The following is an 18547-nucleotide window of genomic DNA, read 5'->3' as shown; positions in this document are numbered from 1 at the left end:
TCCTCATGGGACAACAAGGTAGCGTAATTGGTTCACTTGCACCACTACTTATTTTATTTGCAATTTTTTATTTTTTAATCATCAGACCACAGCAGAAACAGCAAAAAGCACACAAAGAGATGCTTGAAGGCTTAACCAAAGGTGACAATATTGTCACTTCAGGTGGACTTATCGCGGTGATCGTTAAACCTGAAGAAGATTTTATCAAAATCAAATTAAATGATGACACGATTGTCAAGCTTGACAGAGCATTTGTTGCCAGAAAGGTTGAAGCAGGTAATGAAAACGCTTAATTTCAGAGTTGTTCTTTTTGCTTTTGCACTTATTTTTGGAGTGGTTTTTTCCATTCCTTCCATTATGCAAAGTAAAAGTGGAGAAAAGATCACGTTAGGGCTTGACCTTCAGGGCGGGCTTCATATGTTGCTTGGGATCAAAAGTGAAACAGCTATAGAATCCCGTATAAAATCAATGGCGGGAACGATCAAATATATTTTTGATGATGAAGAGATCATTTTTGATGATCTTCGTATCGTGGAGGGTAAACAGATCACTTTTGAATTACTTGACAAGGATGATGTTGCTAAAGCCAAGACCCTTTTGAAAAAAGAGCTTCCGGGTACAGTATTGAGTGAGAATGGCTTAAAATTCTCAGTTGAAATGACACCCAAAGAGGCAAAAAGAACCAAACAAAATGCCATTAAACAGGCAGTAGATACCATACGAAACAGACTTAATGAATTTGGTCTTGCCGAGCCTACAGTGGCAAAGCAGGGTGAAGACAAGATCCTTGTAGAAGTACCGGGTATCAAGACACAGGCGGATGAACAGCGTATTCGTGAACTTATTGCCCGTGCGGCACACCTGCAGCTTATGGCAGTCGATGAAGACAGAGCAGCCAGGGTGATGACAATGAACAGTAATGAAGCCAAAAAATATGGTGATGTTATCCTACCTGATGTCTATGATGAACAAAGACGTTATCTGCTCAGACAGATACCAGTATTAGATGGTTCTAAACTGACGGATGCTAAAGTAGGATTTGATAAAAATAACCAACCGGTGATCAACTTTGCACTCAATGGAGAAGGATCAAAGATCTTTGGTGATTATACAGCTAAGGCTGTAGGCAAACGTATGGCAGTTGTACTTGATAATAAGGTCTACTCTGCTCCGGTCATTAGAGAGCGCATTGGCGGCGGACATGTACAGATTTCTGGTAACTTTAAACTCAATGAAGCACATGACCTTGCGATTGCTTTGCGTTCTGGAGCATTGCTTGCTCCTGTATATGTCATGGAAAAACGTTCTGTAGGACCCAGCCTTGGAGCAGATAATATTAAAGCAAGTTCTCTAGCGTTAGCTTTAGGGTTTGTACTGGTTGTACTTTTTATGATTCTTTATTACGGTATGGCAGGGGTGATTGCCAATGTGGCGCTGGTAGGAAACCTCTTTTTGATTATTGCAATTATGTCACTTTTTGGTGCAACACTGACGTTGCCAGGTATGGCAGGTATTGTCCTGACGGTAGGTATGGCAGTGGATGCGAACGTGATCATTAATGAACGTATACGTGAACTGCTGCATGCAGGCAAGTCGGTAGCAAAAGCTGTTGAAGATGGGTATGATAAAGCTTTTACCGCCATTTTAGATGCGAACGTAACCACACTGATCGCAGCAGTGGTACTTTGGGCATACGGTACAGGACCACTTAAAGGATTCGCTTTGACGATGGGGATCGGTATTTTGGCATCGATGCTTACAGCGATTGTCGGGACACATGGGATGTATCAGTGGCTTATGCCAAAGATAGACAGAAAAAAACTGGGATTGTGGTTTGGTATTAAAACAGAGGGAGCAAAATAATGGAAGTCTTTAAGTATAAAAAACCGCTCTCTTTGATGAGCAAAAGTAAACGTTTTGGTGTGCTCTCTTTGGCATTGGTAATTATATCACTGGGACTCATTTTTACCAAAGGTTTTAACTATGGGCTTGATTTTGCCGGTGGTACACTGGTACAAGTGCATTATGAGAAGAAAGCACCGATAGAGGCAGTGAGAAAAGCGATTGCACAAGATAAAAACTATGAAAGTGCGAGTGTTACCTATTTCGGAAATGATAATGAGATTATAATACGTACCAAAAACAGTTCCAAAGCATTGGGTAAAGATATGGGTGATACGATGCGTGAGCTGCTTAAAGGCACAGGGAACTTTGAAATAAGAAGGGTTGATATGGTTGGAGCCAAGGTAGGTTCTGAGCTGAGAGAAAAAGGATTGATGTCTCTCTTCCTGGCGATTCTTGGTATTCTTATCTATGTCTCTTTCCGGTTTGAGTGGCGTTTTGCTGTAGCATCAGTTATGGCACTTGTGCATGATGTTACCATTGCTATGGGAGCGGTAGTGCTTTTTGGGATAGAAGTAAACCTCGATACCTTGGCAGCACTGCTTACTATTCTCGGATATTCTCTAAATGACACGATCATTGTTTTTGACCGTATCCGTGAGGGTATCAGAGACATTAAAGATCCAGATCTGGCAGGGATCATTGATGAATCTGTTACCCAGACACTTTCAAGAACAACACTGACTTCATTGACGACATTCTTTGTTGTTCTGACACTGTTCGTCTTTGGTGGGGAGATCATTCGAGGGTTTAGTTTTACACTTTTGGTGGGTGTAGTTGTAGGTACCTACTCTTCTATTTTTGTAGCATCTCCTATTTTAATGTGGCTTGGTTTCTCTGTGAGTGACTTTAGAGAAAAAGAAGCAGCAAAACTCAAAAGAGAGAAAGAAAAAGAGAAAATGCGTGCTATGTATGAGAATGGTACGCTATAATATTGGCTAAGTATCATTAAGGAGTAACTATGCAATGGGGAAAAGTTTTTTATATCTTCTTTACGTTGATGTCATTGACAACATCAGCAGCATTTTTGTATGAAGATTCACTGGTGGCACTGTTTGTCGCTGGTTCGGTCAATATGGTTTCTACGATACTGAAGATCGGAGTAAGAAATATACTCTCTGCGGAACTTCTGGCAGGTTCACTTGTAGCAGACTTGCATTTGATCCCTGCATTTTTTGCTATGAAATTTTATGAAAATAGAACTATGGCTATTGGACTTGTGATCGGTGCAGTGATCGCCAATCTCTATACGATCATTGTCTCTATGATAGAAAGTTCAAAAGAAAAAATAGATTTTTGATCTTGACTGGGTATATAATAGCATGAAAGATTCGTATGATGAAGCATGTGATTAAACTGCCTACACTTGCAGGCAACAACAGTGAAGAAAAACGTAAAGAGATAAAAACGTATTTTCAAAGCTGTTATAAACGTTATGAATCACTTTTCAATATAGTAGCAGATAAAGATGCCTACTTTCAAAAAGCTGATCCTCTTCGACATCCTATTATCTTTTACTATGGACATACTGCTACCTTTTTTATCAACAAACTCAAACTTGCCAAGATCATTGATACACGCATAGATCCGAATCTGGAGTCTATTTTTGCCGTAGGTGTAGATGAAATGAGTTGGGATGATCTCAATGATGCCCATTATGAGTGGCCGACGCTTTCTCAGACACAGGCATATCGCGACAAAGTTTATACCCTTGTTTCTGAACTGATCGACAGTTTGCCGTTAACATTGCCTATCACTTGGGAATCCCCCTGGTGGGTAATCCTGATGGGGATAGAACATGAAAATATCCATCTGGAAACTTCTTCTGTATTGATACGCCAACTCCCTTTTGAGAGTATTAGAGAAGACAGACGCTGGCAAGAGTGTATGCAATATGGTGAGGCACCACAAAATGAACTCTTAGAAGTTACTGCAGGAAAGGTAACTCTCGGTAAGAGTAAAGATGCCATACTTTTCGGCTGGGACAATGAGTATGCTACGCATCAGGCAGATATTCCTGCATTTAAAGCATCCAAATATTTAACATCCAACAGTGAGTTCCTTGCTTTTATACAGGATGGTGGATATGAGAACGATATTTTCTGGTGTAATGAAGGCAGGGCATGGAAAACATTTACCAAAGCTAAGCATCCTCTTTTCTGGAAAAAGAGTGAAAACGGATATATACTCCGTACACTTAGCCGAAAGATAGCACTTCCGCTGAATTGGCCTGTGGAAGTAAACTATCTGGAGGCAGAAGCGTTTTGTAAATGGAAGAGTCAGAAAGAGGGTATTACAGTGAGGCTTCCTGCTGAAGATGAATATATCAGATTGCAGGATGTGTGTGATATACCTTCCTATCTTGAGTGGAGAGATAGAGGTGAAACAATAGCCAACATTGATCTTGAAGGCTTTGCTTCCTCTGTGCCCGTGGATCACTATAGACACGGTGACTTCTATGATGTCATAGGGAATGCATGGCAGTGGTCGCGTACGCCTATCTACCCTTTTGAGGGCTTTAAAGTGCATCCTGTCTATGATGATTTCACTGTTCCAACCTTTGACGGGAAACACAATCTCATCAATGGCGGATCATGGATAAGCTGTGGAAATCTTGCTACACAAAAGAGCCGTTACGGATTTAGACGCCATTTCTATCAGCATGCAGGTTTCAGATATGTGGAGAGTGGATATACGGAGCAAGTAACCACCAATAGTTACACCACCGACAGTATTATTTCTCAATATTGCCACTTTGGATGGGGTGAGAATAGATTGAAAGTAGAGAACTATCCTGCAAAATGTGCAGGTATTGCTTTGGCATATATGAAAAACAGACCAAAACGAAAAGCGTTTGATATCGGTTGTGCTATTGGGCGCAGTACATTTGAACTTGCACGGGGGTTTGATGAAGTGATCGGTGTGGATTTCTCCACCCGTTTCATACAGGAAGCCCAAAAACTCAAAGAGAATGGCATACTCCGGTACGTTATGCCTACAGAAGGTGACTTGGAAACATTTCATGAAGTGAGTCTTACTGCCTTTGGTCTGGAAAATGAATGTAAAAAAGTAGCATTTTGGCAGGCGGATGCCTGTAATCTCAAACCGATCTTCAAAGATTTTGATCTTATTTTTGCAGGTAATCTTTTGGATAGACTCTATGATCCTAAAAAGTTTTTGGATTCGATCGCTTCACGGCTTAATGAAGGCGGATTGTTCATTATGACATCTCCGTATACCTGGCAGGAAGAGTCTACACCTAAAGAAAAGTGGATAGGCGGGTACAAAAAAGACGGAGAAAATGTGAGTACATTAGAGGGACTCAAAGAGATTCTTGAACCTCAATTTGAACTGTTTGACAGACAGGATATTCCTTTTGTGATCCAAGAGACAGCCAGAAAACATCAGCATACAGTTGCAGAAATGACAGTATGGAAAAAGAGATAAAATATGTTTGAAGCTGTAGAGAGAAAAGGTACTTATGCTGTTAAATTGGATGAAACCAAAAAGAAATTCGGTATGGATGATCTTTTACCCCTTTGGGTAGCAGATATGGATCTAGCTTCGCCTGAGTGTGTGCAAAAAGCGATGCAGAAAAGAGCCTCACATCCTATTTACGGCTATACGGTCTATCCCCAAAGATATTATGATGCTATTAGCAAATGGGTGAAAAAGCGTTTTGATTGGGAGATAGAAGAGGAGTGGATCGTACCGTGTTACGGTGTTGTTCCTTCTATCAATTTTGCCATTGAAGCCTATAGTAAAGAGGGTGATGGGATACTTATTCAAACACCGCTTTATCCTCCTTTTGCTTCTTCTGTAAAACACAGGAACAGAACATTGCTTGACAATACACTGATCTATGAAAATAATGCATACTATATTGACTTTGAGGATTTTGAGAAAAAAGCAAAAGATGCAGTACTTTTTCTACTCTGTTCCCCACACAATCCGACAGGAAGAGTATGGAATAAGGAGGAGTTGGAGAGGATGGTAGCGATCTGTACGATGTATAATGTCTTGATCATCTCTGATGAGATCCATGCCGATATTGTCTATACTAAAACACACCATATCCTAGGAAGTTTTGAGAAGGCACGTAACAGATGTATTATACTCAATGCGCCTTCCAAAACTTTCAATGTAGCAGGGCTCAATACCTCCTATGCGATCATCCCCGATAAAAAGCTTCGTAAGGCTTATAATATAGAGCAACAAAGATCAGGTATCACAAACGGCAATCCGTTCGGGATAGAAGCACTGATAAGTGCCTATGAAGAAGGTGAGGCTTGGCTTGGGGAACTTAAGAAGTATTTAGAAGCCAATATAACGTATGTTAGTTCATTTATAGAAGCACACCCTTTTCCCATAAGAACGATCTCTACTGAAGCTACTTTTTTAATGTGGCTTGACTGTAGGGGATGTGGTGTCAGTCAGGAAGTACTTGTGGATTTTTTTGTACATCATGCAAGGCTTGGGCTGAATGACGGATTGAGTTTCGGTCAAGCAGGCAAAGGGTTTATGCGTTTGAATATAGGAACATCAAAAGAAGTTTTAGAAGAAGCGATGCAGAGATTATCGTGTGCATATAAGGAAAAAATATGAGACAGTTTGTTATATTCTATATGTTACTAACCTATTGGGCATATGGCTTGCCTTTAGGTATAGAAGAAGCTATTAAAAGATCCGGTATTCCCAAAAAAGATATCAGTATTTATATGAAAGAAGCAGGAAACAGCAGCCATATTATTGCATCCCTTAATGAAAATCAATCCAGAACACCGGCTTCTGTCATCAAAGTACTGACAATCTATGCAACTATTTTAAAGTTAGGTTTTAACTACAGATGGCCAACCCAATTCTATACGGCAGGTTTTCTTAGTAAAGGTGTGCTGCAAGGTGATCTTGTGATTAAAGGATTTGGAGATCCTACACTTTCAGATAAAGATCTTGAAAATATTGTAGACAATATTTATCGCTATGGTGTACACAGGATCAAAGGCAATATTGTCATTGACCGCTCTTATTTTCAAGTAGGCACAAAAGACAGTTCAGGCTTTGATGAACACCCATACAGCCCCTATAATGCTATGCCTGATGCTATGATGTTCAATGAACGTGTCAGTACCATTTGTGTTACACCCAATAAAAACAGTGTGACAAAAAAAACAGTCGATCACAGTTATACATTACTTAACAAATTAAAAGGGGTCAATAAGCCTTGCAGTGGCAGATACTCATGGCCTGGTGTCAGGATAGACAAATCTCATATCATACCGACTGTCTTGCTTCAGGGAAAGATTTCCAAACGGTGTGGTAAACGCAATATTTGTAAAGTAGTGACTAAACCTTATCGATCATTCTACTATGCATTAAGAGATAAGTTAGAAGAGAAAGGTATTACTGTAGAAGGTACACTTCGTTTAAAAAAAGTACCTCCTTATGCAAAAAGACTTTTTACACATTATGCCAAACCTTTGGAAGAGATAGTCTCCAAAACAGCTAAAAAGAGCAACAACCTTTATGCGCGACATTTACTTCTTCTTTTGGGAGCTAAGCAATATGGTGCTCCTGCTACACTTGATAAAGGACGAAGAGCAGTTGAAACCATCTTGAGAAGTAAAGGTGTATTGGGCTTTGGTGCATTAAAAATAGATAATGGATGCGGGCTTTCCCGATCTGCAAAACTTACTGCAAAACTTTTGGCAGATATGTATGATAATGCATATGAGAGATATGGACAAAGGTGGATGAATATTCTCTCTGTCGCAGGTGTGGATGGTACAATTAAAAAACGTTTTCGCGGTACGGTTGTCAAGAATCATGCCTGGATGAAAACAGGAACATTGAAACGGGTAAAAAATATCGGTGGATATGTAAAGAGTAAGTCAGGAAAATTCTATACAGTTGTAATACTTGTAAATACCAAAAAAGGAAATTGGAGAGCTTCCGGGCTGCAAAATAATATTATCAAATGGTTGGTAGAGCATAAAGATGCAGTTGTTCAGCCAGTCAATATCAAAAGTGAATTATGGGACATAAAAACCAAGAGTCCTTCTTCATATGAAATTTCGTCTTTGCAAAAATATTACGTACAGGCAGGTGCCTTTACCGATATTCCCAGTAAGCAGTATTTACAGCGTATTGAGCATTTAGGGTTTCGCTACAAAGTACGTTACGGAAATAGACATAAAGTGCTTGTTGGTGCCTATAGTGATGAACAAAAAGCACGGGAGGTATTGGCAATCATTCGCAAATATATTAATAACGGAGCTTTTTTACTCAAAGAATAAATTGAATCCTCTGAACGTCTAGGCTATTCAGAGGGTTCAATAGTCTATTCTCTTAATCAGGCTGACTACTATACGGTAAGATTGGCATTTCTTTATAAATTTTTTTCTTCAATATGCTCTTATCATCTCTTTATTTTTTTTCTATACTGATTTCTATGAATCTTGAGATAGGAGATAAAATGAGTATTCTTGATATATTGACTAAAAAAAAGAAAAAGAGTATATATGGTGAAATTCATGAACTTTTGAATCTATTTACTGAAATGTCATTGAAAATACCTATGCAAAAAAGAAAAAATTTATTTGATAACGAAGTGTACTATCCTATTATTTTTAGTTATTTTTTGGGTGCTATGGATTACTTAGGACAAAATAATAATGTCAAGAAAACAGAGACAAGAAAAATATTTCAAATATACCTTGCCAATAATTTTACAAACGGAGATATGAAAATAGCAAAGTCTTTGAACTGTTTTGTATGGGAGTTAAGTAAAGAGAGCAAAGGTATGGAATATATGAGGAGAGGAAGAAATACATTTAAAAGTTGGATGGAGAACAGATTTGAAAGTTCTTCCTCATTAAATCGTTTATTGATTGAAGCAGAGGAACAATAGTTTTTAAATCTTAACCCCAACTACGCTATAATTTCCTAAAAATTTAGGGCAGCAATGAACTTTGAGACATACCCCTTTGAGAAACTTAACCTTCTTCTTGAGAATGTAGAACCAAACAGTGACCACACACCACTTTCTTTGACCATCGGTGAACCCCAGTTTGCTACACCACAATTTATTTTGGATGCATTGAATAAAAGTGCTTCACTGCTTAACAAATATCCGAAAACAGCAGGAGAAGCAGAGTTAAGAGAAGGGATGCTGAAGTATCTTGAAAACCGTTTTTGTTTACGCCTAGAAAACAGACAGATCATCCCAACCTTTGGAACAAGAGAAGTACTATTTAACTTTCCACAGTTTCTACTGTATGATGTTGAAAATCCTGTCATGGTCTTTCCTAATCCCTTTTATCAAATCTATGAAGGAGCAGCTAAAGCATGTAGAGCAGATGTGATTTACCTAAATCTCAATGAAGCAAATGATTTTCAGCCGGAAGTAAATGAAGAAGCGCTTGCCAAAGCAGACTTTGTTATACTCAATTCACCCAATAATCCGACAAGCTCAGTGATGCCTATGGATGCTTTAAAGCAGTGGGTAAAGTTGGCACTCAAACATGACTTTGTTTTGCTTAATGATGAGTGTTATGCCGATCTTTATCTTAATAAGCCTCTGCCGTCGTTACTCAATGCAAGTATAGAAGCAGGTAATGAAAGTTTTAAAAATATATTGGTCATCAACTCTATCTCCAAGCGTTCTTCCGCACCGGGACTTAGAAGCGGGTTTATTGCAGGAGATGCCGAGATTCTTAAAGCCTATATGGTGTATCGTACCTATGTCGGATGTGCCTCGCCTCTACCTTTACAGTATGCTGCAACTGTAGCTTGGGCAGACCAGACACATGTGGATGTGTTTAGGAAGAAGTATAAAAAGAATTTTAATATTGCCAAAGAAGTACTAGGAGTAGATGCACCTGAAGCGACCTTTTATATTTGGCTAAAAATAGAAGATGAAATTGACTTTACCATAAAGCTCTACCAAGAGTACAACCTCAAGGTGATTCCTGGTTCATTTCTGGGGCGTGAGGGTGAAGGCAAAGGGTATATACGACTTGCGCTGGTGTATGAAGCAGACAAGACAAGAGAAGCATTAGAGAGAATAAAATTAGCATTGGAGAATAATTAAATGGAAACCCCAGAAATACACGTAGAAGAGTTAAAAAAAGATCCGGAGTTTTTAGCAAATATCAAAAGACTGGAACAGGAGTGCAAAGAAGAAGAGAGCATTGCCAAGGGATATCAGCTTTTAGATGCCCATTTGGTGATAGAATCATCTGAAGATGAGATCAATGAAGTCTTTACGTTTATTGTCAATACAGCCTTTGACAGATTGGCAGAGTATCTCTCTGAGCATAAGTCATTTGATGTTGTCAACAATTTAGAAGAGAGAGCCATTGCAAGAGCCATCTATGAACATGCCATCCAACGCTATAGTGAGAATGACAAGAAAGCAGCCAAAGAGATGTTCTTGGTGCTTTATCACACCATAGATCATGAAGGGCTTAAAGAAGCGATGATGATCCATGCCTGTGCAGTTATGGCTGGGATCAGTTTTGAAGATTTTATTGAAGAGATGGTAGATGTGAATGATATTGATCCGAAGGATCCTTTGGCATTTTTCATTCAGACCTTTGTGCAGCCAAATGATATGCTGCTTGCTATGTATGCCAACTATGTAGAACAGGGAAAAGAAGAGTTAAAAGTTTTGGAAAAGAGTAAGGAGTCATAGCGTGAAAATACACTTTATCGGCATAGGAGGTATAGGGCTCTCAGCTTTGGCAAAATTTTTGCATAATGACGGACATAAAATCTCCGGTTCAGACATCAAACAGACAGAGATCACCAATGACCTGGCAACCAATTTTGATGCCAAGATCACTATTCCTCACCATGAAGATGCAGTCATTGGTGTGGAGAGGGTCATCTACTCTGCTGCGGTACGTAAAAATAATCCGGAGTATCAAAAAGCTCAGGCATTAGGTATTGAACTGCTTTCAAGAAAAGAGGCACTCAAGTTCATTTTAGGTGAAAAAGAGGTATATGCGGTAGGTGGGGCACACGGGAAAAGTACGACTTCAGCAATGCTTGCTTCCATCATTCCTGAGTCCAATGCCCTTATCGGTGCGATCTCCAAAGCGTTTGGATCCAATGTACGAAACTATCCTAACGACAAGGTGGTCTTTGAAGCAGATGAAAGTGATGAAAGTTTCTTGAATTCCAACCCGTATCTGGCTATTGTGACAAATGTGGAACCTGAGCATATGGAGTACTATGAGTATGATGAAGAGCGTTTTTACAATGCTTACAGAAACTTTCTTTCTTTAGCTAAAGTGCGTGTGATCAATGCAGAAGATGAATTCCTCTCTTCACTTGATATGCAGAGTATTAAACTCTATCCAAGCCAAGATATTAGAAATATAGAATTTGTATTGGTAAATGGTGAACCGCACACAAAATTTGAATTTTTGGACTTGGGTACTTTTGAAGTTTTCGGTTTTGGAGCACATATTGCATTGGATGCGGCACTGGCTATTTTAGCAGCGTTGGAACTTGGTGAAAAACTGGAAGAGATACGACAAAATCTTTTGAAATATAAAGGAATAAAGAAACGTTTTGATATTGTGCAAAATCAGGAGAAGTGTGTGGTCATAGATGACTATGGGCATCATCCTACAGAGATTAAGGTAACAATGGAATCTTTGCATAGTTATAAAAATCTACGTAATTTTACACAACTCAATGTCATTTGGCAGCCGCATAAGTATTCCAGAACTATGGATAACCTGCAAGGATTCGTAGAGTGTTTTGAAGGGGTGGATGAGCTTGTCATTCTTCCTATCTGGTCTGCAGGGGAATTAGAAGTAGACATAGATCTAAAAGGTGCATTCTCCCGCTATAAACTACTTATGGCGGACAGCGTGACAAAGGAAGACGGTGTTGTTAAAGTTTTGCGTGACGGAAATATTATACGTGAATATGCTGAAGGCTTGGTGACGGCTTTTGGTGCCGGAGATATTACCTATCAGATACGTGGAGAGGCATAGATAGATGCTTGAACAGCAGAATAATGAAAAATCCATTATTCAAAAACTGGATCTTGATGGATATCTCTCACAGTTCAAACAGTTTTTAGCCAGAGAAAAACCTGTAGCAATGCAGGGAGATATCAATCAGCATTACCGTTATATACAGGCACTTTCAAAGGTACAGTTTCCCCTGCCAAAGCAGGTACCCAATCTTGATAATGAATTGGCACGTATCAAAAAACAGGCAGTACTTGGTTTAGATGAGATTTATGCTTTTGTAACGATGTTCTCTTATTTTAACAGTTTAAATGCCGCAGGTTTCACTGAGCCGCTCATTTCATGGATACAAAGTATAGAGATACCTGAGGAGATTGTAGAGATCATAGGCTATTTCACGGAAGAGGGAGATATCAACCCTGAACGTGATCCTGAACTCTATAAACTTGAACGTGCGATCAAGCAAAACAAAACAGAGATCAAAGAGACACTTTATAGATTGACACATTCTTCGAAACTCAGAGATTATCTGGTAGATACACAGGTGCATTTTAACGGTGGAGAAGAGACACTTTTAGTACGTGGCGGGTTTAATAATGCCATTAAAGCAACAGTAGTAGCCCGAAGTTCTGCAGGGTTTTTTTATATCCTTCCCCAAAGTATCTCTCATTTAAAAGAGAAAGAATCAGCTCTGCTTTCTGGTAAAGAGGCGATCATCTACCGTTACTGCAAAGAAATATCCGCAATCTTTTTTAAATGGGAGCGTTTTTTACATTTTATTAACAAAGAGTATGACCGTTTTGATCACTATCAGGCACGTGTACAGTTTGCCAGAGCCAAAGAGTATGCTTTTGTTTTGCCAAGCAGATCCAAGCGTATCAAACTTCAAGACTTTGCCCACCCCGCCATAGAAAATCCGGTACCAGTAACAATAGATATGCATAAACAGATCATGCTGGTTACCGGAGTGAATGCCGGAGGTAAGACCATGCTGCTTAAATCTATTTTAAGCGCCGTATATATGAGTAAGTACCTGCTGCCATTCAAATGTGATGCCTCCAAAACAGAGGTAGGACATTATAAAAGTATAGAAGCAGTTATCGATGACCCACAGTCTGTGAAGAATGATATCTCAACTTTTGCAGGACGTATGCAGGAGTTCGCCAAACTTTTCAATAAAGAAGATGCTATTGTAGGTGTAGATGAGATAGAACTAGGTACAGACTCCGATGAAGCAGCAAGTCTCTTTAGGGTGATGCTTGATGAACTTCGTAAAAAAGGCATCAGCTTTATTGTCACGACACACCATAAACGTTTGGCATCACTTATGGCAAGTGATGATGAGGTAGAACTCATCGCTGCACTGTACGATGAAGAACGTCGTTTACCTACCTATACCTTTTTGCAAGGAAGCATTGGTAAGTCATATGCCTTTGAAACAGCAGAGCGTTATGGCGTACCTATAGGCATAGTGAAGCAGGCAAAGAGAGTCTATGGCGAAGACAAAGACAACCTCAATGAACTCATAGAAAAGTCTACCTCACTTGAGCGTGAAATGCGTATGAAAATAGCCAAGATAGACGCAGAGCTAAAAGCAGTAGAAGCGAAAAAAGTTAAGTTGGAAGAGGATGAGTTTAAACTTCAGGAGCAACATAGAAAAGCTATAGCGACACTTGAAAACCGTTACAATGCAGCAACAAAAAAGGCACGTGAAGCGCTTAAAGTCAAAGAGTCAACAGAGGGCAGGCGACTACTTAATGTGGCACATCAACGTAAAGACTTCAAACAAAAAGAGTTGGCTAAGGTGGATGAAGCACCTTTAAAAGAGGGCGATAAAGTAAAGTACCGTTCTCACAAGGGTGAATTAATCTCTTTACGTGGGAAAGATGCAACGATTATTGTGGATGGTTTGAAGATGCGTGTGCCACTTTCTCAGCTAAAGAGAAGAGGTGACACTCCACAAGTCAAACTCAAACCAAAACCACGAAAGCCAAAAGCAGATGTAAATGTAGAAAAATCCGGTGCTTCTGTCTCTGTGAAGTTACTTGGTATGTATGCAGATGAAGCTATTGATACGGTAGATAAATTCCTCTCAGATGCATTGGTCAATAATCTCAGTGAAGTGCAGATCATTCACGGTACAGGTGGAGGAGTTCTGTCAAAATTGGTGACAGAATATCTTAAGAAACATCCAAAAATCCAAAAATTCTATAGAATGCCGGGGAATTTGGGAATCACAGTTGTTGAACTATAACCCTTTTTTTAACTCCAAAAGGTATAATATATGCATTAAAATGTTTGTAGGAGTATGCAGTGGATATTGCAGATGTAAAAAAAGAGTTAAGCAGTGATGAAAAATTACTTGAGAGTGCCTTTAAATTAGAGACACTTTATAAAAAATATAAATTTATTATTTGGGGTGTTGTTGCAGTATTGTTTCTTTTGTTTGCCGGAACAAAGATAATGGAAGCAATAAAACAGGCAAAATTGGAAGAGGCGAATAAAGCTTTTTTAACATTACAAACAAAAGCGGATGATACATCAGCATTGGCTATACTTAAAGAGAAAAATCCGACACTTTATGCACTTTTTATGTATGCCCGATCAGCTAAAAATAAAGATACGAAAACATTAAATGCATTAGCTGGAAGCTCTAATGAAGTGATTGCTGATGCAAGCCGATATACGGCAGGGGTCATTGAAAAAAAGCCGGTAGATTCAAAGCTCTATAAAGAGATGGCATTTCTTGAAGAAGCCTATCTTTCCATTAAATCTGGAGATGTAAACAAGGCTAAAGAAAAATTGGAGCTGATCGATGAGCATTCCCCTCTTTCAATGGTAGCGCAGCTTCTTATGCATTCTACATTAAAGGCTAAATAATGCAAAAATTATCTTTGTCTATCTTTTCTTTTATCTCTTTAATGACGGCATCATTGATCTTCTCAGGATGCAGCAGCAAGCAGTATTTTGAACCGAAGCAGACATTTTCGGCATCTAATGCTGCTAATTCATATGGCGGTACTATTGTTGACCTTAGCCGTGACGGAGCAACACTTAAAAACGGAAAGTACATCGGTAAAGCAGGAGTCAGTACCATTGATCTTGGTGAAGGATACAGGTTTCTAAGTGAAAGTCCTTCCTATGTATTGGCGGGTAATGCTGAAGGTGTTTTGAAAATTATTGATAAAAGTACAGGAGATGCGGTAAGAGCGGTAGCATTACATGTGCCTATTGTTTCTGCAACCATTAAAAACGGGGTCATAGCCTATATCTTGAATAATAATGCTTTTGGTGTCTATCAGATAGCAGATAACAGAAAAGTGATTGAGAGCAGATCTGAGAGAACATTTGCCATTGATACAAGAGCAGCAAGTCCAATGTTTATAGATAATTTGGCAGTTATGCCGATGCTTGATGGTAAACTGATTATTGTAAATGGAAAAAATACAGAAGACGCAAAGGTGGTCTACCTCAGTAGTGAAAAAGTCTTCAATAATGTGGTCTATCTTTCTCGTATGGGTAATACTATGGTTGCCGCAACACCGAAAAAATTGATCACTTTAGGTAACGGAGGTAAGAGAGAGTATCGTGCCAATATCTCTGACGTAGCAATTGCAGACGGGAATGTTTATCTTTTCACAAAAGAGGGAGATATCATTAAGCTGGATATCGCACTTAATCCATTAGCGAAAAAGAGATTCAAATATGCACACTTTTCTGCATCAACAGCATTTGGCGGAAAAGTATTTGCTTTAGATCAGGAAGGCTCGCTTATTGTGCTGAACAGTGATTTAAGCAAATACAAGGTATACGACCTTGGTGAAGTTGACAGTCCGGTATTTATTACTGGAAGCAAACTCTATAAAGACGGTAAGATCATTGAACTTTCAAAATTAGGTTATGAGTAGTAACAGTAATTTACTATGATAAGAACGCAAAACGAACAAAGTACGTTTTTGCTACGTTAACACTGGGTTGCCTTCAGCAGGCAGCTCAATCGACTAGTCGATTTTAAAGGAGTTGGTATTTCTAATTTATTAGTTGCCTTTGAAGAGTATTTGAGTGTTACCAAGGCACTTGATACACTTACGGTCTCCTCTTACCTTGGTGACTTAAAACAGTTAGAACTGTTTACGCAAAAAATACTTACAAAACTTGATACTACGGATGTATTGAAATTTTTAGCAACATTTGAAAATAAACGGACACTCAACCGAAAACTCTCTTCTATCAATACTTTTTTTCATTTCTGTCACATTCAAAGCTTTACCCATGAGAAGATCAAGATTCCTATGGCTAAAGTGCCTAAAAATTTACCTAAGTATTTAACTCCCCAAGAGATCATGTGTGGGTTGGAATTAATAGATAAAAGTACATTGATGGGGTTACGCGACCATGCCCTTATACTCTTTTTGTATGCGAGCGGATGCCGCATCAGTGAAGCACTCAGTGTCCAACGCTCGGATATTTTGGAGGGGTGGCTGAAGATACGTTTTGCCAAAGGAGAAAAAGAGAGGGTAGTTCCTTTGGCTCCAGTAGCTACAGAAGCACTGGATGCATACCTTCAAAAACAGGATATGGCAAGTTCTTATCTGTGGTTAAACTATAGAGGTGAGGTATTAAGCCGTATCTCTGCGTATAAAATAGTTAAAAAATATTTAGGTGTTTCACCCCATGTGCTACGTCACTCTTTTGCCTCTTCACTCATCATAGGAGGGGCTGACTTACGTGTTGTCCAGGAGCTTTTGGGGCACAGCTCTCTTGAGACTACACAGATATATACACATATACAAAAGCAGAATTTGCAAGATACGATGCAAAGTTTCCATCCTTTGAGTTGATTTGGGTATGATTGCAATATGAAAGAGATAGTAGAGTATTTACAACAGAAAAATATTATTTTCAAATCACTTAAAGAAGTAGCACCCAAAGAGTTGGGTTCACGAAAAAAGATCGTACTCTATCTTGGCGTTGATCTTAAAGGGTATTATGTTCTGGTAATGCAAGTTGAAAAGAAAAGCAGAGTGCTTCGAAAAGAGGTAGGAGAGTTTATGGCTTTACATGAAAAAATGGAGCAGTATATTGACAGTAAGATAAAGAAAAAATATATCATCATCAAAGCACCACTCTGCTCTCATGCTAAAAAAATGCTAGAAGAGAATGGATGGAAAATCTATCATGAGTCCGAATAAAATGACAAGTGACCTTGGTACAAAGTATGAAACACTTTTAGCCGATATCGGAAATACCCATTTTCATATATATGATGGTAAAAAAGTGGAACATCTTACACATGCAGATGCTATAGAAAAATATAAAGAAAGTAAACTTTTATATATTTCTGTCAAACATCAACTTTCGCATGAGATAGCTTCTATAAATAAGTGGAAGAGTATCTCATCTTTGATGAAGATAGAAGGTGAGTATGAGACAATGGGTGTTGACAGAAAAGCACTCTGTTTGAGTCATGACAGTGGAATGTTTGTAGATGCAGGTTCTGCTATTACCGTAGATGTGATGGAAAAGGGTACATACTTAGGTGGTTTTATATTGCCAGGGTTGAAGACATATATACAAGGATATAAAACTATTTCTCCTGCACTTGCTACAACATTAGATATAAATTTAGATTTAAGGGAACTTCCTATTACAACAAAAGAGCAGATAAGCTATGGTATAATCGCGTCTGTAAAAGCACTCATAGAGAAACATAGAGCTGAAAAACAGCTTTATATCACGGGTGGAGACGGGTTATTACTCACTACTTTCTTCGAGAATGCTGTCTATGATGAAACTTTAGTATTTAGAGGTATGCTAAAGGCAATAAAGGATAAAAAGATATGTTAACAGTAGCACTTCCAAAAGGAAGAATTGCAGAGCAGACACTAGAGATATTTGCCCAGATTTTCGGTGGAGAATTTAAGTTTGAGGGTAGAGAACTTATTTTGGATATGGGTGATTTCCGTTTTCTTAATGTACGTAATCAGGATGTACCGACGTATGTAAAACATGGTGCCGCAGACATTGGTGTGGTAGGGCTTGATGTTATTACTGAAAAAGAGCTAGATATTATCCAACTGCTTGATATGCAATTGGGTAAGTGTAAAGTTGCCATTGGTATCAAAAATGAAGATGAACTTGACTGGTCACGCCCGAACATTAAAGTAGCTACCAAGATGGTAAACATTACAAAAAACTACTTTGCTAAAAAGGCAGTAGGTGTAGAAGTGGTAAAACTGTACGGTTCTATAGAACTTGCACCTCTTGTAGGACTAGCAGATGCCATTGTAGACATTGTGGAGACCGGTAATACTATGCGAGAGAACGGGCTGAAAGTAGCTGAAGATATCATGGATTCTTCTGCACATCTTATCTCAAATAAAAACAGTTTTTATGCAAAAAAAGAAGAAATTCTTTCTCTGTATGAAAAAATCAAAGCAGTTGTAGAAAGAAATGCCTAACAGCTCCAACTCTCTTGACCTCTATGCCAAAGTAGAGGATTTACTTGGCGTAAAAGAGGCGGCACCTCATCTCTATGCCCATTACCTTCTTTTTTTACAGACTATAGATTTTGACACGCTTTTAGATGTTGGTTGTGGCTCTGGAGACTTCCTCATCCAGATGCAACAAGCATTAGATATACTACAAGTCAAAGGTAT

The 18547-nt window shown here is 38.8% G+C and carries 18 protein-coding genes and 1 pseudogene; all 19 read left to right on the top strand.

The window, feature by feature from the left end; translation table 11 throughout:
- The first annotated feature begins 5 nt into the window (after nt 1-5).
- On the top strand, nt 6-293 hold the full coding sequence (yajC, locus tag MVE01_RS08975; protein ID WP_472561846.1) for a preprotein translocase subunit YajC: 288 nt from the start codon (nt 6-8) through the stop codon (nt 291-293).
- Nucleotides 280-1863, top strand: coding sequence for a protein translocase subunit SecD (secD, locus tag MVE01_RS08970; RefSeq protein WP_472561845.1), 1584 nt, complete (start codon nt 280-282; stop codon nt 1861-1863). The genes yajC and secD overlap by 14 nt, the downstream gene beginning before the upstream one ends.
- Nucleotides 1863-2834, top strand: coding sequence for a protein translocase subunit SecF (gene secF, locus MVE01_RS08965; RefSeq protein WP_472561844.1), 972 nt, complete (start codon nt 1863-1865; stop codon nt 2832-2834). The genes secD and secF overlap by 1 nt, the downstream gene beginning before the upstream one ends.
- 29 nt (nt 2835-2863) lie before the next feature.
- Nucleotides 2864-3202 carry a DUF6394 family protein gene (locus tag MVE01_RS08960; protein WP_472561843.1) on the top strand — a complete coding sequence of 113 codons (339 nt, stop codon included), beginning with the start codon at nt 2864-2866 and terminating at the stop codon, nt 3200-3202.
- A 35-nt stretch (nt 3203-3237) separates the two neighbouring features.
- Nucleotides 3238-5349, top strand: coding sequence for a 5-histidylcysteine sulfoxide synthase (gene ovoA / locus MVE01_RS08955; protein ID WP_472561842.1), 2112 nt, complete (start codon nt 3238-3240; stop codon nt 5347-5349).
- Between the two features lie 3 nt (nt 5350-5352).
- Entirely contained in the window at nt 5353-6507 is a 1155-nt protein-coding gene (locus tag MVE01_RS08950; protein WP_472561841.1) for a MalY/PatB family protein, read from the top strand.
- Nucleotides 6504-8195: a D-alanyl-D-alanine carboxypeptidase/D-alanyl-D-alanine endopeptidase gene (dacB, locus tag MVE01_RS08945; protein ID WP_472561840.1), complete on the top strand. Its 1692-nt coding sequence runs from the start codon at nt 6504-6506 to the stop codon at nt 8193-8195. Before MVE01_RS08950 ends, dacB begins: the two co-directional genes overlap by 4 nt.
- A gap of 179 nt (nt 8196-8374) precedes the next feature.
- On the top strand, nt 8375-8809 hold the full coding sequence (locus MVE01_RS08940) for a hypothetical protein (protein WP_472561839.1): 435 nt from the start codon (nt 8375-8377) through the stop codon (nt 8807-8809).
- A 54-nt stretch (nt 8810-8863) separates the two neighbouring features.
- Nucleotides 8864-9991 carry a succinyldiaminopimelate transaminase gene (locus MVE01_RS08935; protein WP_472561838.1) on the top strand — a complete coding sequence of 376 codons (1128 nt, stop codon included), beginning with the start codon at nt 8864-8866 and terminating at the stop codon, nt 9989-9991.
- Nucleotides 9992-10594, top strand: coding sequence for a hypothetical protein (locus MVE01_RS08930; protein ID WP_472561837.1), 603 nt, complete (start codon nt 9992-9994; stop codon nt 10592-10594).
- A gap of 1 nt (nt 10595) precedes the next feature.
- Nucleotides 10596-11909, top strand: a complete 1314-nt coding sequence (gene murC, locus MVE01_RS08925; protein WP_472561836.1) for a UDP-N-acetylmuramate--L-alanine ligase — start codon at nt 10596-10598, stop codon at nt 11907-11909.
- A gap of 4 nt (nt 11910-11913) precedes the next feature.
- On the top strand, nt 11914-14142 hold the full coding sequence (locus MVE01_RS08920; RefSeq protein ID WP_472561835.1) for an endonuclease MutS2: 2229 nt from the start codon (nt 11914-11916) through the stop codon (nt 14140-14142).
- A gap of 59 nt (nt 14143-14201) precedes the next feature.
- The gene (locus tag MVE01_RS08915; RefSeq protein ID WP_472561834.1) at nt 14202-14768 is read left to right on the top strand and encodes a hypothetical protein; all 567 of its coding nucleotides are present in this window, start codon (nt 14202-14204) and stop codon (nt 14766-14768) included.
- Nucleotides 14768-15796 (top strand): PQQ-binding-like beta-propeller repeat protein, encoded by a 1029-nt coding sequence (locus tag MVE01_RS08910; RefSeq protein ID WP_472561833.1) that lies wholly within the window; start codon nt 14768-14770, stop codon nt 15794-15796. Before MVE01_RS08915 ends, MVE01_RS08910 begins: the two co-directional genes overlap by 1 nt.
- A gap of 117 nt (nt 15797-15913) precedes the next feature.
- On the top strand, nt 15914-16729 hold the full coding sequence (locus tag MVE01_RS08905) for a tyrosine-type recombinase/integrase (RefSeq protein WP_472561875.1): 816 nt from the start codon (nt 15914-15916) through the stop codon (nt 16727-16729).
- An 18-nt stretch (nt 16730-16747) separates the two neighbouring features.
- Nucleotides 16748-17080 carry a hypothetical protein gene (locus tag MVE01_RS08900; RefSeq protein WP_472561832.1) on the top strand — a complete coding sequence of 111 codons (333 nt, stop codon included), beginning with the start codon at nt 16748-16750 and terminating at the stop codon, nt 17078-17080.
- Nucleotides 17067-17735: a type III pantothenate kinase gene (locus tag MVE01_RS08895; RefSeq protein WP_472561831.1), complete on the top strand. Its 669-nt coding sequence runs from the start codon at nt 17067-17069 to the stop codon at nt 17733-17735. Before MVE01_RS08900 ends, MVE01_RS08895 begins: the two co-directional genes overlap by 14 nt.
- Nucleotides 17729-18349, top strand: coding sequence for an ATP phosphoribosyltransferase (gene hisG, locus MVE01_RS08890; protein ID WP_472561830.1), 621 nt, complete (start codon nt 17729-17731; stop codon nt 18347-18349). The genes MVE01_RS08895 and hisG overlap by 7 nt, the downstream gene beginning before the upstream one ends.
- Nucleotides 18342-18547 (top strand): annotated as a pseudogene (locus MVE01_RS08885) (class I SAM-dependent methyltransferase); the annotation flags it as partial. The gene hisG and the pseudogene MVE01_RS08885, both read left to right, overlap by 8 nt.

Origin of the sequence: Sulfurovum sp. (genome assembly GCA_026990595.1) — a bacterium.
Taxonomy (GTDB): Bacteria; Campylobacterota; Campylobacteria; order Campylobacterales; family Sulfurovaceae; genus Sulfurovum.
The sequence above is the reverse complement of the archived record's forward strand: the minus strand, read 5'-3'. Positions and strand labels throughout refer to the sequence as shown.